Below are 16,791 nucleotides of genomic sequence, written 5' to 3'. Positions count from 1 at the left end.
TCTCGTGGGCTCGGAGATGTGTATAAGAGACAGGTGCAGGGCGCGGGATCATAGTTGCAATCCAGAAACTGAAAAGCATTTCAGAAGACCTCCTTAAAGAACAGGACCTTATAATCTACGATGTGCCGGGAGACATTGTCTGCGGCGGATTTGTTGCCCCTGTCCGGAAGGGCTATGTAAACGAGGCATACGTCCTGACCTCGGGAGAATATATGCCCCTCTATGCAGCAAACAATATCTGCAAAGGGCTTTCCAAGATCGGAATGCCACTTAGCGGGATTATATGCAATTCCAGAAACGCTATCCGGGAAGAGGAAATCGTCAGGAAGTTTTCTGAGGAAATCGGCAGTCAGCTTATGGCTTTTATCCCCAAGCGGGATGTAGTCCAGGTTTGTGAAAGGGAAGGCTACTCTGTTATGGAGAAAGCTCCTGACTCCGACATTGCTGAAATCTACCGCCAGCTTGGAAAAGCAATCCTGAATAACGAAAAGAAGGTTCTGGCAGCCCACCTGAGCGATGAGCGGCTAAGGGAAATGACGCAGTGAACTGCAAAAACTTACCTGTGCCGCAATAAATGGATATACCGAACTCAGGGGTTATTGAAAGCATGTCCTACAGCAAACAATCCGGAATAGAGGCAGGGAGCATTTCCAGGGTCCTTATTTCTGCAGACCGTTCCTCTTCAGGTAAGACCACAATTTCCATGGGCCTTATGGCTGCCCTTGTTTCAAGAGGGTATAAAGTTCAGTCCTTCAAGGTCGCTCTTGACTATATCGACCCCAGTTACCATACAGAAATCACGGGAAGGTTCTGCCGGAACCTTGACGGGTACCTAATGGACGAAGCCGGGATTCTTGATGTCTACTCCCATGCCTGTGAAACCGGGGACGGAGCTGATATTGCAATTATCGAAGGCGTCCGGGGGCTTTACGAGGGCTTTGAAAGCTTGAGCGACCTGGGGAGTACCGCCCAGATCGCAAAGATCCTTAAATGCCCTGTGGTTTTTGTAATCAATGCCCGCAGCATTACCCGTTCCAGTGCAGCCCTTATAAGCGGCTATAAGAATTTCGACCCTGATGTGGAAATCGCAGGCGTTGTCCTTAATAATATAGGGGGCCGCCGCCACGCAGAAAAGGCAAAAGAGGCAATAGAATTCTATACTGGCGTGCCGGTTATAGGAATTATTCCAAGGGACCCAGCCATGCAGATTTCCATGCGCCACCTCGGGCTCATGCCTGCGCTTGAAGGCAGGCGGAGGCTTGGAGACGGAGGGTTTGAGGACAGGCTTCGGGGCATTGAAGAGATTATCACTAAAGGAATTGATGTGGACCGCTTCCTGGAAATCGCAAGGAGTGCAAAACCCCTGAAAAGTTCCGAAAATAGCATTTTTTCCCCTGTTGCCGGTGCAGGATCTCCCGGACCGAGGATAGGTATTGCCCTTGATGAGGCTTTCAACTTTTACTACCATGATAATATCGACCTGCTGGAACTTGCCGGGGCGGAGATTGTTTACTTCAGCCCGGTAAAAGATCCCGGGCTTCCTGATGTTGACGGGCTTTATATAGGAGGCGGCTACCCTGAACTTTTTGCAGCCGAACTCGAAGCCAACGAGTCCATGCGAATGAGCATCAAAGAAGCTTCTGCTGCAGGTATGCCCATATACGCCGAGTGCGGGGGGCTCATGTACCTTACGGAAAAAATCAGTACCGGAGTCCCCGGAAAAGGCACATACCACGATGCTTCGATGCCCGAGTCCACCTATTCAATGGTCGGGGCGCTTCCTGGCCACACAATTATGGGGCAGACGAGGGTTGTCAGTTACAATATCGGGACTCTTGATAGGGACTGCCTTCTGGGAAAAGAAGGCAACAGCTTCAAGGGGCATGAGTTCCACCACTCCGAAATCCGGGAAATCCCCGATGATGCGGAATTTGCAATAACCCTCTCAAGGGGCACTGGAATAAAAGGAGATCAGGATGGGCTTATTGTCGGCAATACCCTCGGTTCTTACGCCCACCTGCACGGAGTCTCATACAGGGAACTTGCAGGTTCATTTGTTGAAGCTGCCCGTAAATTCAGGGCTTCCAGGGCTTCCCGATAAACATATAAATGCAGGTTTGATCCGGGTTTTCAACCGAAAGGCATTATTCTAAGTTATATATTCATGCTGCCGGTTGCGGGCCACTTGCCTTTGCAGGTAGAAAAAACAATATTATATTAAGCCAGATTATTACACACCAGGAATTACAGGCTGGATTATTAAAAGCCATAATAATCCAGACTGTTACAAGTTACAATTCAGATTGTTACAATTCAGGTTGTTACAATTCAGATTGTTACAATTCAGATTGTTACAAGTTACAATTCAGATTGTTACAAAAAAGATTCTTATAAAACTTATTTTCATTCTATTTTCTTTTCAGGTGAAACTATTGAAAACACAACTTAAAGGGGACCGGGTCCTTGCCGGAAAGGACGCGGTGGCCGAACTTTACAAAACAGGTTATTTCGGGCGTCCCAGGGGGGACGGGCTTGAACTCTCACTTGTGGAAGCCGCATACCTTCAGTTTAGAGGAAAACTCGAGATTGAGCTTGAAGGAAAACCGCTTGATTTCAGGGCCTTTTTCGAGCAGGCTTCTCTGAGGCAGCCGAATTTCGAGCTGAAGTATATCGTGTATAAAGACCTCAAAGAGCGGGGGTATTATGTCCAGCCTTCAGCTGTGGACTTCAGGGTATACCCCAGAGGCAGCCATCCCGGAAAAAGTGCGGCAAGAATTTTTGTCCATGTCCTGTCGGAAAGGCAGCTTCTTTCTGTAAAGCTTTTGCAGGATTCGGTCGTCTCGGCAGAAAACGTGCATAAGCAGTTTATCCTGGCTGTGGTGGATGAAGAAAGTGACCTCACCTTCTACGAGATTAAAACCGCTGCCCCTGAAGGGGAGATGCCTGAACCCTTCCCTGCCGTCAAAACCGATACAACTTTCCTCGAAGACAGGGTAATAGCCTGGGACGCTGAGGCTTCCGGGGCTCTTTATTCCAGAGGTTTCTACGGGAAAATGCTTGACTCTGAAAGGCTGCAGCTCTCCCTTGTCGAGTCCCTCTACCTCTTTTCCAGAGGGATCATAGTTGTAAGGGACAGGAAAGGAAAGGTCTTTTCATTCGAAGAGTTTGTTGAGAAAGCCTCGGAAATCGAAGGTTCTTTCCTGCGGAAATACCTCGCATATAAGGCTCTGCGGGACTCAGGGCACGTGGTCAAGACAGGTTTTAAGTTCGGGACCCATTTCAGGGTCTACAGGAAAGTCGAGTTCATAGAAAAAATTCCCCATTCCGAGTATCTTGTGAACGCTATCCCTGCAGATTACGAGTTCAGGCTTCCGGTTATGTCCGGGGCTGTCCGGCTTGCAAACAGTGTGCGCAAGCGAATGCTCTTTGCAGTCGAGAAAGGGGAAGGAGTCGAGTACCTGGATATTGGCAGAGTCAAAATGTGATTCTGTATCAAAATGAGATTTTATCTCAGGTTTCTTCGGGCAGAGTTGAGTAAAGATTATTGACCCGAGTAGATTAGACCCGAGTAGATTAGACCCGAGTAAATTAGACCCGGGTAAATTAGACCTGAGTAAAACATTCGCCCTTCTCTTAAGGGTTCGTGAAAATTGGGTTTTCATCCCGGAAGGAGGGTGAAACATAAATGTGGGATATTATTGCAGTGGACATTTCGGGCAGGCACAGGATCAAAGGCGGCTACTACATGGTCTGTGCGGCAGCAGCCCTTACTGTTTCTGCGGACCATATCGAAAAAGTTAAGCAGGTGAAGATCCTTCCATTCTGGCTTAAGAGAGCACCCGTCTTGCTTGACATTGTGCAGCTGATTGAGGATACGGCTAATCAGCTTTCCTTTGAGGGGACAATTGTGGCAGAAAAAGGGGATATGTATAATCAGCCCCCGTGGGTGCCGGAAAGTATGTTTTCAAGGGCATTTAAGTACCAGGAGTCCATAGCTGAGAGAAGGGCCATTGAACTTGCTCACCATATCTCTTTGAGCGCTCGAAATTTACTTCTTAAAGAACTGAACATAGAGGCGTGAAAAATTCCCGAAGAACAAAATATAGAAACCGAAAACAGGGTAATTCTCGTAAAAAGAACCAATCCGCGTGCTGACCCTGAACGCAGCGAATATCTCTTTGAGGAACTCAGGGAGCTTGCAAGGGCTGCAGGCTATGTTCCTGTTGGGGAACTTACGCAGACGAGGTTTCCGGATTCCAAGTACCAGCTGGGGAGAGGAAAGATAGAGGATCTTGCCGAACTTGTGAGAATTAAGAGGGCTGGAAAGGTCATCTTTTATAACAGGCTCTCTACAATTCAGCTTTTCAATATCTCGGAAACCTGTGGGTGCCAGGTAATAGACAAGTTCCAGCTTATCCTTGAAATCTTTGCAAAAAGAGCTACCACACGCAGGTCCAAGATGCAGGTTGAACTTGCGAGGCTGAGGTATGAGGTTCCGAGGGCAAGAGCTATTGTTTCCCTTCTGAAAAAGGAGGAACGGGCAGGTTTCATGGGGCTTGGGGACTATGAAGACGCTTATGAACAGGACCTGAAGAAAAGGATAACAAAGATTGAAAATGAACTTGAGTCTGCAGAAAAAGATGATGAGTCTCTGCGGGCGTTTCGGCATAGGAAGGGTTTTTCCCTGGTCTCCCTTGCAGGTTATACAAATGCCGGAAAAAGCACTCTCTTCAATGCCATTGTTGATGAAAGCGTTGAAGCACAGAATATGCTCTTTACAACCCTTGTGCCGACTACCCGGGCACTTGACCTGGGCGGAAGAAAGGCTCTTTTGACAGATACCGTAGGGTTCATAGAGGAGCTCCCGCACTGGCTGGTTGATGCCTTCAAATCTACCCTCGATGAGATCTTTCTTTCCGACCTTATCCTGCTGGTAGTTGATGTAAGCGAAAAACCTGAGATAATCCTGCAGAAGCTTTCCACAGCTCACGATACTCTCTGGGACCGTATCCAGGGAGTTCCGGTGATTACAGTGCTCAACAAGACCGATTTGCTTGAAGCATCCGAACTTGAAGCTGTTATGGAAGAAATAGGCTATATGGCTCCCAATCCTGTGTTCATTTCCGCAAAAGAACAGGTTGGCATGCAGGAGTTAAAAGCCGAGATAATCAAACACCTTCCTGCCTGGTTTTTCTACTCCTTTTCCCTTCCGAACTCGGAAAAAGGGATGTCAATTCTCTCCTGGCTGTACGAAGAGGGTATTGTACACAGGGTTGAGTACGGGGAGCGGATTTCAGTGGATTATGAAGCCAGAACAGAGGTAATCAACAGGATCAAATCTCTGGAACATACTCTGGATGAACAACGTTGAATACCGTTTATGGTGCTTTTTCAAGCGGCATTGAAGAATAAAAAGCTTTTCCATTTATATAATAACCATTGGTATATTGTCCGTACATTTACCAATGTTTTTCTTTTCCGATATTTTTTTTTCATAACCCGAATATCGTTCGTGTGTCTACGAAAGACATTTATACTCGAAAGTTGTTTGTTTGTTTGCGAACGGGTGTCTACTGAATACATCAGACCCTCCTAATATCCTAAACTACCCCTACACCAGATTTTTTATATACACTTGCCCGTTCGCTATTCCTCTTTTCATTTTTTTCGGTTTGTTTATCCTGATTCAGTTCTCCTGATTCAGTTTTCCTGATTCAGTTCTCCTGATTCAGTTTTCCTGATTCAGTTCTCCTGATTCTCTTTTCCGAATTAAATTCACAGAGCCCTGCTTTTTGATTTTATTTTCCTTAATCCTTTTCTTCCATTTTCTGAATTCCAATTCGTCAGGTGCCTGCTATCTTTCTTTTTCTCTTTCTTCGTCTCCGTTTCAAAATTTATATAACTTCATCGCTCATTTTTATATTAGCATGAAATTCGATCTTCACGTACATTCCGAGCATTCAAAAGATAGCGAGTCAAGCCATGAAGATATCCTTGAGGTTGCCCGCAAAAGGGGACTTGACGGATTTGCCATATGTGACCATGATACGGTTGAAGGTGGGCTTGCCTGTGCGAATAAAGCCCTGGAGCTTGGTCTTGAAATTACAGTCATTCCCGGCGTGGAGGTGAGTTCTTCAAAAGGACATATCCTGGTTCTGGGAATCAGAGAGAATATAGAGCCTCTGTTAAGTCCGGAAGAAACGATCCGCAGGGCTCGAAAACTTGGAGGTACGGTTATCATCCCCCACCCTTTCAAGCGCAGCTCCCACGGCATTGGAAGTTTTGAAGGGCTTGATATTGATGCAGTTGAGGTCTTCAATTCTCGCTGCCTTTTTAACGGAGCCAACAGGAAAGCTCTGGCTGAGGCAAAAAGACTCGGAATACCCGAAGTTGCAGGAAGTGATTCCCATATTCCTGAAATGGTAGGGCAGGCATACACTGAAATCGATGCTTCTGAAAACACAGTCGAGGTAGTGCTCAGGGCAATAAGAGAAGGTAAAGTCGCCCCCGCAGGAAAAAACACGCCCACTCCAATTATCCTGAAACAGATGTCGGGAAGCGTAAAGCGAAAATTGAAGAAAAAACTCTTCGGAAGGGCTTGAACTTATAGCTTGGATCTTCTTTTTTCGATTTTATCTTCCCTGCTTCCGATCTAAATAAACAGGGTTAATAAGTTTGCCTTCGATAGACTAAGAAAAAACAGGAAAAGCGAAAGAGGAGTTGCAACCATCGGGTTCAAAAAAGAAATCAGCACAGAAATTGAAATCTTTGCTTCTGCGGACCGCATCTGGCAGATCCTTATGGATTTTGCAGCCTACCCAAACTGGAACCCTTACATAAAGGAAATCAGCGGGGAGGCAAAGGTCGGGAGCAAAATTAAAGTCTATATGAAGCCGGATTGGGAAAAAAAAGGCGTGACCCTTCACCCGAGGATAATTCGCCTGGAGCCAAGAAAAGAGCTTACGTGGAAAGGAAGTTTCTTTTTCCCTGGGCTGCTCGATGGGGAGCACAGCCTCATCCTTGAAGAAATTTCAGGTCGCAAGGTACGCTTTATCCAGAAAGAGATATTCAATGGCATTGCAATTCCTATTATCAGCACTTCATGGTCTATAGAGAAGGGTACGGTACGCAGCTTTGGGGATATGAACAATGCCCTCAAAAAAAGGGCGGAAAGGGTCAAATAAATTTATAAAATTCTTAACCTGTAATTAAAGAAAGCCATCTCGTTGAGATTTGCTTATTTAACTTCCGTAACTATGGCTATAGATATTGTTTTCCCAGGGAGAATTAATTCCAAATAAGGTGTATACACAATTCCTGAATTGAGGTAAATTTCAAATAAATCAATAACCCTTGACAACATCTTAAGAAAATTATATATACCTTTACTTTTATCATTCTCTTATAACATATTTTGGGAGATATTCCTTATGTCTGACACAAGAAATTTTGTTTTACGGGATGTAGAAGGCAATGAGCACGGAGTTTTCTCTGGAAAACAGCCTCGACAAGCTGCCCTTAAAGCTGCAAACAGGGGCACCGGAACCAAATCAAAACCAGATATTATCCGACTCAGGGAACGTGGGACAAAGAAAGTTCATGTTTTCAAAGCCTGGAAGCAAACTGTCGCAGCCCCAAAAAACAGGCCTGAATGGATGCCAGCGAAAATCAGTAAGCCCTTTGTCAAGAAAGAGAAAATAGAAACAATCGAGTAAAATCTAGTTTTCCTCATCTACCTTGAAATTCAAGGTTCTTTCTTTTTTTCTATAATTTTCCTGATTTATTTCCTGGATTTGTTTTTTGGATTTCTATCTGGATTTGTTTTTTGGATTTCTATCTGGATTTGTTTTTTGGATTTCTATCTTGAATTCTATCTTGAATTCTTAATTATTTGACCTGTTTTTATGTCCAGTCATTTATATTATGCCGTTCTTATAATTTATTGAACTTAATATCATGTGACCTTTGATTCTACAAAGGGGGTTTTTTATAGAAAAAATCGGGCTGAATATGAGCCGCGGAATCAGTGGGAGGGGTTACTATTGGAAGGTATTGCTGTTGGAAAATGTATACACCTGTTGTCCCGAATAGAGGACAAAGCTCTTGACCGTTTCTGGAAGGATACTTCTTCAGGGAAATATCCGATAATTGATCTTCAGGGCAATATGAGTTATTCGCTTTCGGACCAGGACGGCCTGTTGTTTGTCAGAAACGATTTTACGGCTTCGATTTATGAAGAGTACGAGTTTGTCTTTGGGAGCCTTTTCCTGCCAGATACGGTTCAGGAACTCCTTTCCGAAGATAAAGTGCTGCTTTTGATGGTGTACAGGAAAAAGACACAGAACCTTTTATTATCCGAGCTTGATGCAGACACCAGGTACATGATTGATCTGCCCCATGGGCTGTATTTCTTTTTTGCGTTTATTCTGGATGCAGGAGCTGAAGACCTTTTAGATTCCAAAATCTATGCTGTGGGTCTCCCCTGCAAAGAAAATTTGAACCATCCTGAGCTTGAGAACTCTTATCTCGAATATCCGGTTGACATCCTGGAATTCGTCGACCTTGCTCCTGTAGACATTAAAGGCGGAGGTCCTTTCTACCTTAATCTGATTATGATAGATGCTGAAAAGATCCCGGACTGCCCCACGCTTTTTTCAGAATTTTTGCAGGAAGACGAAGTACTCCCATCTCTTTAAAATAAAAATAGTTATATAGTTGGCAGTTTCAGTAGTTCTGAATGCAGATAAAAACCGAATACAGCAAAGTCAAGCCCTACATTACAAAAGATGGCTCAATAATCCGTGAACTCATGCATCCCTCAGTCTACGGCAACTCAAACCAGAGCCTTGCTGAAGCCATCGTGCCTGCCGGAGGGAAAACGCTCCTTCACAAACACAGGGTAACCGAAGAAATCTATCACATCACCGAAGGCAGCGGAATAATGACCCTCGGCTCTGAAGAATTTGAGGTCAGGGTAGGTGATACAATCTGTATTGCGCCCGGAACTCCGCACAGGGTCCGAAATCCCGGTGAAAAAGAGCTGAAAATTCTCTGCTGCTGTGTGCCGGCGTATAAGCATGAGGATACGGAACTTATGGAATGATTTCGGGAATTTTTTCATTATCTGCAAATGACTGGTTTTTTTGATTTAAAAAACAAACTTTTTGTCCTGATGCTTCTTATTTTTAAGAGCTTATCCTGTTTGTAGCTAATGATTCTAGTGATCAGTAACCGCGTTAATAGTGTTAACATGAGAGTTATTACCTGGAATTGTAACATGGCTTTCAGAAAGAAACACGAACAAATTCTTCCCTATGAGCCTGATTTGTTAATAGTTCCAGAGTGTGAGCATCCAGACAAGTTCAAAAATAAGTTTTATGATAATATTTTATGGATAAGCGACAATAAAAACAAGGGTCTGGCTGTTTTTAGTTTCAATGACTTTGAAATTACAACTCATGAGTCCTATTGTGAAAGTTACAGGTATGTCCTTCCAGTCAAAGTGCTCAATAATAGAGAAATAAATCTTATCGCTGTCTGGTCACAGGACAATAAAGAAGATCCGGGAAGAAGGTACATAGGAGAAGTTTGGCAGTCATTGAATTATTATAAAGATATGTTCAGGTCCCCAACAATTATTGCAGGTGATTTCAACTGGAATGTTATCTGGGATCGTGAGCATCTTAAATATCCTCTTCATGGGACACTTACCGATGTAATTAAACTGCTAAATCAATTTGAAATTTCCAGTATTTACCATGCATCAAAAAAGGTAAAGTTTGGGATTGAAAGAGACCCGACACTATATTTCAGGAAAAATAGAAAAACTCCTTATCACATAGATTATATATTTGCGCCTATCGACTTTATTAATTGCAGGAAATCGTTTTCTCTCGGTAAATATGAAGATTGGATATCTCTGAGTGATCACATGCCTTTAATAGCAGAATTATAATGAATTATTTAGGTTCTTGAGTTTTAAGGATAAATCTTGTAGTTTCTTTTCTTGTTTTTCTCACTTCTTCTGTTTTTTCGTGGGAAAGACCGCTCGCAGGCGAGCGGGACAAGAACGGTTTGGTATAGCGAATAAGGTTTTACGGGTCAAGATTTTAATTAGTCATCTTGAGCGCAGCGAAAAGGACCTCGTGCTCCCTAGGCGCAATTCAGGCTTCATACCACTCGTCCCTAGCTTCCACAAGCGCCCTTATATTTGCAAGCGGAGTCCTCGGGGCGATCCCGCAGCCTGGTGCAAGGATATCCACGCCGTCTGAGATACACTGCTTTGCTTCTGCTTTCACGGCGTCCGGGGTTCCGAAGAGCAGGGTCCTTGAGGGGGAGACGTTTCCGATTAACCTTGCCCTGCCATCGATGGCCTCTTTTGCGTCCTTTATGCTGGCTTTTTCTTCGATGCTTATAGCTTCAAAGCCGCATTCTGAAAGGGTTTTCAGGGAATCTCCTACATCGCCGCAGATGTGCAGGATTACGGGGCCTTTTACTTTTTTGCAGAGGCGTTTGTAGAAGGGTTTGACCGAATCTTCAAGGACCGAGGGGGGCATCATCCTTGAACCGACTATCCCGCCGTCGGGCATGCAGAGGGCATCTGCGCCGTGGTCAAAGAGGGCGTTTGCGTATTCTATGCAGATTTCGGTGCAGGTTTCCATGAAGGCATTGACGTATTCGGGTTTTCTTATAGTCCAGATCAGGTAGTTTTTAACTTCCGCAAGGTGGGTAAAAACAGTAAGGGGGCCTTCCATGCCTGCGATGAGAGGGACTTCTTCTTTCCCGGTTTTTCCTCCGGTCCGGGCTGTCAGGATTTCCGTTGCTTTGAGGACGGTGGGGATTCTCCCCTTTTCGAGCAGGGCGTCAGGAACTTTCAGTTTATCCGGGCCTTCGGAAAAGGGGTGGGACAGGACCGAGGGCTGGATATCTTTTGTACCCATCCGCACATTGCAGCCCATGGTTTCGGCAAGCACTGTCAGGCAGTAGGGATAGCGGACGGCTTCAAGGCCCGCAATTTCGTGGCCTGCAAGGGCAAGGGCTGCCATCTTTTCCGGGTCGGAATGGGCGGCTGGCCAGGCGGCGCCGGTCAGGTCCATAAGTTCCACGGTCCCGGTCTGGGTCACGGAGCAAACGGGGGTTCTGTCAACTGGCTTGCCCTGAAGCGCGTTAAGAAAGTTTTTCCTGAGATTTTGTACCATTTTTTTCGGCTCCGGTTTGTTGATTTTTCAGTTTTTTTAATTTTTCAGTTTTCCAATAATCCTGTTTGCCTTTTCCGGTTCGCTTTTTTATTCAAACCTGATACATGTGAACCTGTCTTCGCTCCTTGAACAATATGACTTTTGATTTTTCCTCAGTTTCAAAGCTTTCCAGGATCTCAAAAGCGAGATTTGCTGCAAATTTATTTTCCGAGGCAAGTAAAGCCTGCAGCTGTGCTTTATCGGATTTTGTACAGATTTCACTGAGTGCGCATGCAGCCTCTGCTTTTACGAAGCGGTTCCAGTCATAGAGCGAGTTGATGAGGGGTTCGATTGCTTTTTTCGGTTTTATCCTGCCTAAAGCCCTTGCCGCTGCCCACCTTGTGAAATCGTCAATGTCGGCAAGAGCATTGATTAGAGGGTCGACTGCTTTTTCGGCTTTAATCCGCCCCAGGGCTTCAGCAGCACCCCATCTTCCGTCATTGTTTTCATCTATCAGTGCCTCAATAAGCGGGTCAATGGTCTTTTCTGCTTTTATTTTCCCAAGGGATCTTGCAGCTTCACTTCGCACAAAGCCAGCTTCATCGCAAAGGAGGACGTCTATCAGGGGTTTGATGGCTTTTTTCGATTTTATCCGACCAAGTGCCTCTACCGCAAGCCTTCGCACCATTTCGTCTTCGGACTTGAGGGCAGAGATCAGGGGCTCAATGGATTTTCTTGGATCCAGGCTCACAAGGGCTTCGGCTGCAAATCTCCTAACTTCCCCCTCTTTATCTTCAAGGGCATTTATCAGGGGTTTAAGGGCTCTTTCGGCTTCTTTTTCGGAAAAGTTCCCGAGAGCTTTTGCGGCTTCTCTTCGCACAAACTCGTCCTCGTCTTCAAGAGCATCAATCAGCATGTCGAGAGCCCGGTCTGAGCTATCCTGCATCTGGTCCGACGCCCGGCCTGAGTTATCCGATATCCGGTCCAACACCCCGTCTGATTTTATCAGGCCGAGGGCCCTTATTGCCTCTTGCCTCACAAAGCTGTTTCCTGATTCAAATGTGCAGATGAGCGGTTCGAGGGTTTTTTCGAGTTTCAGCTGTCCAAGGGCCTTTGCCGCTCCTCTCCGGACGAAGCGGTTTTCATCTCCAAGTGCGAGGAGGAGTGGGGATACGGCTTTTCCGGATTCTATCATCCCAAGTGCCCTTGCTGCTTCTATTCGGACCGAATGGCTCTCGTCCCCGAGTAAGCTGATCAGGGGGTCAACTGCTCTTTTTGTCCCTATCTCTCCAAGGGCTTCAGCGGCTGCCTTTCTTACAAGCTCATCCTCATCAGAGAGCGCGGAAATCAGGGGGACGATTGCTTTCTCAGCTCCTGTCATTCCGAGGGCTTTTGCTGCTTCCCTGCGGACAAAGCGGCTTTTATCTCCAAGTGAAACGATGAACATATCAGGACTGTTGTCCAGTTTTATTTTTCCAAGTTCTTTTGCCGCTATCCACCGCACAAACTCCTCTTCGTCTTCCAGGGCTTCTACGAGTATTCCGGCAGCTTTTTCCGATCTCATCTGGCCCAGGGTTTCTGCGGCTCCCAATCGAACAAAGTTATCCCCTTCCCGGAATGCCTTTATGAGAAGGTCAGCTGCGTTTTCGGGGTTTGCCCTTCCAAGAGCCCCTATGGCACCCCAGCGCACAAAATCATCTTTAGCCTTAAGGGCACCGACCAGGATTTCGAGCGCTCTTTCCGATTTTATCTGTGCCAGCGCTTCCGTAGCTTCCAGGCGGACAGCCCTTTCCTGATCCGCAAATGCGTTTGTGAGCAGTTCGGTTGCTCTCTCGGACCCGATAACTCCGAGAGCCTTTACAGCTTCCCTCCTTACCGAATAATCTACGTCTCCAAGTGCGGCCGTGAGCGGGACAAGAGCCGCCTCTGATTTTGTTTCCCCAAGAATCCTCACCGCTTCTCTTCTCACACTTATCTCTTCATCGTGAAACGCTTCCGAAACCGCCTCAATCCCGCAGACTCCCAGGCTTCCGAGGCTCTGAATTGCCCTCAGTTTTTCCACTGTAAATTTACTATCAAGTTTCCTGGCAAGTAATGCACATAATTTTTCCTTTGTTTCGGGCCCGGCTTTCCCTGCACATTTTGAAGCAAGGCATAAATTCCCGCTTAAAATAATGGAATTTACCAGTTCTTCCCCGGACTCAACCAGCTCTGAGGTGAATATGATCACGTCTTCCCATTCAGGATGCCCAAATGTATCGGAGATCTCCATCCCGTTTTCAAAATATGTTTTCAACTTTAAGGCAGCAAAGTATTCCTGAAAAGATTGGTGTGATTGGTGTATTCCTAATCTTATTTCGGAACCTTTTCTTCTCAGGAGCCCCAGCCCAAAACACGTCTGAAGAAGTTTTCTTGCCTCTTTTTTGAAGGATGAACCGTATCTGCCGGATGAATCATATTTTACATATTTCCCTGCCACTTCAAGGGCGTATTTGTATTTGCATGAAACCTTATTCACGCACTGGAGTTTGAAGGATAGGTCAGTAAGGATATTTTCAATAATTATCCTTTCCGAGTTCTCTTTTCCAGTTTTCTCTTTTGCCGAGTTTTCTTTTACCGAGTATACATTCTCGGCGCTGAGAATAGCTTCTTCCGCCGTAATATCTCTAAAAAGCTCTGAAATGAAAGCCTTATAAATCTCCGCCCGGCTGGAAGGAAAAGAAGCCTCAACATTTTTTTCATTTCCTTTTATTCCCCTGCTGGTCCCTGCAATTTCGAGCCAGAGGGAAAGCATCAGGGGATTTCGAAGAACCGTATTTGAATGGTTTCCTTTCAGGACAGCGGCTTTCAGGAAGTTTGCCTGTTCCTCATCCGGGATATGTTTCTCTATAAAGTCCCTGATCTTTTCATCAGTCAGTTTTTCAATTTCGCAAACCGCAAATCTGTTTCTTATGCTGCCGGAAATCCGGGGTCTTGAGGCGAAAACATATCGGCAGTCTTCGTATTCCGAGATAAAATCGGAAATTTCCTCGAAGGGGGAAAAATTGTCGGAAGGCGTAAGCGTGTCTAGCCCGTCCAGAAGCAGCAGGGCTTTTCCTTCCAGCAGTTTCCTGAAATCAGGTCCTGAAATGCCTTTTTTTCCTGCTTTCCCTCTTAAATAATCGTAAAAAGAGCCTTTAACGTAGGAATCAAGTGCTGCGTAAATAGGAACAAAGCCTTCTTTTTTCTCGAGGCATTTTCTGGCACAGGCAGTACCCAGCCATCTAAGGGTCCATGTCTTTCCCGAGCCCGCTTCTCCGTAAACTATTAAATGTTTTTCTTTTTTTACAAATTGAAGGACTTCAAATTCGCGGGTCAGGCATACCTTTTCTTCAAAAAGTTGGCGGGTGATCGGTAATATTTCCCTTACCGAAAGTTCCGTGTAAAAATTACTGATTTCTTCTGTACTGTCTTCCAGAATTACGCCTTTCAGGTATTTTTCCAGTTCACCTTTTGAGATACTCTCTGTTACAGGCATAAGGTCCCCACAATTTTAGTACGAATAGCTTCCAGTTTTCCGGTTCTATTCTTTTTGTCAGGGGACCTTTTTTAGTTTACTGCTTTTAGTCTGTATCCCGGACTTTTTCTACGACTTTCTTGTTGTACGAGTTTACGATGTCACTCCGGGTGATGAGGCCAAGGAGTTTTGTTTTGTCCTGGCGGTCCACAACGGGGAGCCTGCCTATTTGCTTTGAGGCAAGGCGTTTGAGGACAGCTTCAAGGGTTTCGTCGGGATAGGCGACTTCCACGTCCCTGGCGGAGATATCCCCTATCTTTTTGTCGACTTCTCCGTACTTTACCTTGCTCCGGAGGTCTGAGAGTGTTACTATCCCTGAAAGTTTGCCTTTTGAATCAAGGACTGGAAAACCGGCGTGGCGGCTTGCCTGCATGAGGGCAATAAGGGTGCCTACATTCTTTTCTTCGGAGACGGTCTGGACATGTGTGACCATGGCATCTTTTACAAGCATGGAAACCATGATATCCACTTCCCGGCCTTTTCGGATCTTGAATCCTTTCCTGCGGAGCCCCTCCGTGAAAATGGACTCCGGATACAGGGCATTGGACATCACGTTGCTAAGCACACAGGCAAACATGAGAGGAAGGATGAGACTGTAATCCCTGGTGATCTCAAAAAGGATCAGGATGGCAGTAAGGGGAGCCCGGGCAGTCCCGGCAAAGACCGCGCCCATCCCAACCATAGCATAGGCCCCTGACTCTGCCGTCATCCCCGGGAAAAACAGGTTTGCGGCTGTCCCGAAGGCTCCCCCTAACATTGCACCTGTGAAAAGGGAGGGGACAATCGTCCCACCCGACCCTCCGGAGCCCAGGCTCAGGGAAAAGGCGAGGATCTTCAGGAAGAGCAGGATCAGCAGGATTTTGAAAGTAAACTGGTTGTTCAGGGCGTCCATAATCACATCATAGCCCATCCCCAGGACACGGGGGTAAAAAAGGCCGATTACACCTACTGCAAGCCCTCCCAGGGCAGGCTTGAAGACGGGATGGAGGGGGATTCCCGAGAAAAGATCTTTTGTGTAGTAAAGCGTCCGGATCAGGATTGTAGAGACGAGCCCTGCAAGGAGTCCGAGGACAAGGTAGAGCCCTAATTCTTTGTAGGGGCTGACCAGCTGGTAGGAAGATATCTGGATAGGTTTTATCCCGAAAACCGTGCTCGAGACAAGGGTTGCAAAGACTGAGGAGATAACTATCGGAATAAAGGTCTTGGTTTCAAGTTCCCCGTAAATTACCTCTACTACAAAGACCACACCTGCGAGCGGGGCGCTGAATGCAGCTGCAATCCCGCCGGCAGCCCCGCAGCCGAGAAGGATCTGGAGCTGCCTTTCCGGGCTTTTCAGGATTCTCCCCACAAGAGCGCCTGTCCCGGCTCCGGCAAGGACTCCGGGGGCTTCCTTTCCCAGGGCACCTCCCGAACTGATAGTGATTATTGAGGTAAAGACCTCCAGAAAAGCATCCTTGAGCTTTATCCTTGCTCCGCGGAGGGTTACGGTTTCTATAAGCCCTTCAACACCGTATTTCTGTTTTATCAGGAAGTGGGTGATTAACCCCACCAGCAGCCCTCCAAGGGCAGGCGTGAATATTACATAATAGAATGGAAGCTCGTGTAATGAGTATCCCTGCTGCATTCCAAAAAAAACGTTACTGTATTGGAGGGTGCGGTCATAAACTCCTATTACGAGCCCTGTCAGGAGCCCGATTATAATGGCAATTGAGTTGACCCTGGTAGTTTCGGTATCAAACCGGCTGATGTACTCCGTTAGCCTGGGGTATTCTTTGATGCTATGGAATCTGAATCTGGATTCTGGATCAACTTCCAAATGTTCGCGCCTCTTGGGGACTTTTTTTACGTGTCAAATATTTCCCTGAAATCTTCTTAAGCATAAAATAAATATTCGGATCTTCGGGTTTTATTCTGTTTGAAAGACCTTTGTTGTCCAAAGATTTCGAGCATTTATTTAAATGTATGTTTTCAAAATATTGCCCCAAGAGAGATCCAATCTTTTATTCAGGGAAATTTCATACTTTTCTTTTTATCTAATTTATTTTTTTAAATATGTTG

At 45.9% G+C, this 16,791-nt stretch carries 13 protein-coding genes and 1 pseudogene; 11 read left to right on the top strand and 3 right to left on the bottom strand.

The genetic code is table 11. The annotated features are described in order from the left end of the window. Positions 1 to 35: 35 nt before the first annotated feature. The 11 genes and pseudogenes from EO95_RS04305 to EO95_RS04255 form a co-directional block, all read left to right on the top strand. Positions 36 to 545, top strand: a pseudogene (locus EO95_RS04305) (nitrogenase iron protein); the annotation flags it as partial. A gap of 62 nt (positions 546 to 607) precedes the next feature. Continuing rightward, positions 608 to 2,101 carry a Ni-sirohydrochlorin a,c-diamide synthase gene (gene cfbB, locus EO95_RS04300; RefSeq protein WP_048132504.1) on the top strand — a complete coding sequence of 498 codons (1,494 nt, stop codon included), beginning with the start codon at positions 608 to 610 and terminating at the stop codon, positions 2,099 to 2,101. A gap of 331 nt (positions 2,102 to 2,432) precedes the next feature. Continuing rightward, on the top strand, positions 2,433 to 3,485 hold the full coding sequence (gene endA, locus EO95_RS04295; protein ID WP_048132502.1) for a tRNA-intron lyase: 1,053 nt from the start codon (positions 2,433 to 2,435) through the stop codon (positions 3,483 to 3,485). Between the two features lie 200 nt (positions 3,486 to 3,685). Beyond that, entirely contained in the window at positions 3,686 to 4,081 is a 396-nt protein-coding gene (locus EO95_RS04290) for a DUF2209 domain-containing protein (protein WP_048132500.1), read from the top strand. 21 nt (positions 4,082 to 4,102) lie between these two features. Then, positions 4,103 to 5,371 carry a GTPase HflX gene (hflX, locus tag EO95_RS04285; RefSeq protein ID WP_082105922.1) on the top strand — a complete coding sequence of 423 codons (1,269 nt, stop codon included), beginning with the start codon at positions 4,103 to 4,105 and terminating at the stop codon, positions 5,369 to 5,371. 556 nt (positions 5,372 to 5,927) lie between these two features. Further along, positions 5,928 to 6,602 (top strand): PHP domain-containing protein, encoded by a 675-nt coding sequence (locus EO95_RS04280; protein ID WP_048132496.1) that lies wholly within the window; start codon positions 5,928 to 5,930, stop codon positions 6,600 to 6,602. 54 nt (positions 6,603 to 6,656) lie between these two features. After that, positions 6,657 to 7,184 (top strand): SRPBCC family protein, encoded by a 528-nt coding sequence (locus EO95_RS04275; RefSeq protein ID WP_082105921.1) that lies wholly within the window; start codon positions 6,657 to 6,659, stop codon positions 7,182 to 7,184. 246 nt (positions 7,185 to 7,430) lie between these two features. Next, the gene (locus EO95_RS04270) at positions 7,431 to 7,715 is read left to right on the top strand and encodes a non-histone chromosomal MC1 family protein (protein ID WP_048132491.1); all 285 of its coding nucleotides are present in this window, start codon (positions 7,431 to 7,433) and stop codon (positions 7,713 to 7,715) included. A gap of 327 nt (positions 7,716 to 8,042) precedes the next feature. Further along, positions 8,043 to 8,696, top strand: coding sequence for a hypothetical protein (locus tag EO95_RS04265; RefSeq protein WP_048132489.1), 654 nt, complete (start codon positions 8,043 to 8,045; stop codon positions 8,694 to 8,696). A gap of 41 nt (positions 8,697 to 8,737) precedes the next feature. Further along, positions 8,738 to 9,103 carry a cupin domain-containing protein gene (locus EO95_RS04260; RefSeq protein ID WP_048132487.1) on the top strand — a complete coding sequence of 122 codons (366 nt, stop codon included), beginning with the start codon at positions 8,738 to 8,740 and terminating at the stop codon, positions 9,101 to 9,103. Between the two features lie 108 nt (positions 9,104 to 9,211). Then, positions 9,212 to 9,955: an endonuclease/exonuclease/phosphatase family protein gene (locus tag EO95_RS04255; RefSeq protein ID WP_327037141.1), complete on the top strand. Its 744-nt coding sequence runs from the start codon at positions 9,212 to 9,214 to the stop codon at positions 9,953 to 9,955. 208 nt (positions 9,956 to 10,163) lie between these two features. Here EO95_RS04255 and mtaA read toward each other — a convergent pair whose 3' ends face one another. The 3 genes from mtaA to EO95_RS04240 all read right to left on the bottom strand — a co-directional run bounded on the left by mtaA (position 10,164) and on the right by EO95_RS04240 (position 16,549). Continuing rightward, entirely contained in the window at positions 10,164 to 11,198 is a 1,035-nt protein-coding gene (gene mtaA, locus EO95_RS04250; protein WP_048132485.1) for a methylcobamide:CoM methyltransferase MtaA, read from the bottom strand. Positions 11,199 to 11,289: 91 nt separating this feature from the next. Further along, entirely contained in the window at positions 11,290 to 14,694 is a 3,405-nt protein-coding gene (locus EO95_RS04245; RefSeq protein WP_048132482.1) for a HEAT repeat domain-containing protein, read from the bottom strand. 85 nt (positions 14,695 to 14,779) lie between these two features. After that, positions 14,780 to 16,549 (bottom strand): chloride channel protein, encoded by a 1,770-nt coding sequence (locus tag EO95_RS04240; RefSeq protein ID WP_048132480.1) that lies wholly within the window; start codon positions 16,547 to 16,549, stop codon positions 14,780 to 14,782. Positions 16,550 to 16,791: the final 242 nt, after the last annotated feature.

The organism is Methanosarcina sp. 1.H.T.1A.1, from assembly GCF_000979295.1.
Classification (GTDB): domain Archaea; phylum Halobacteriota; class Methanosarcinia; order Methanosarcinales; family Methanosarcinaceae; genus Methanosarcina.
This window is presented reverse-complemented; position numbering and strand designations above follow the sequence as displayed.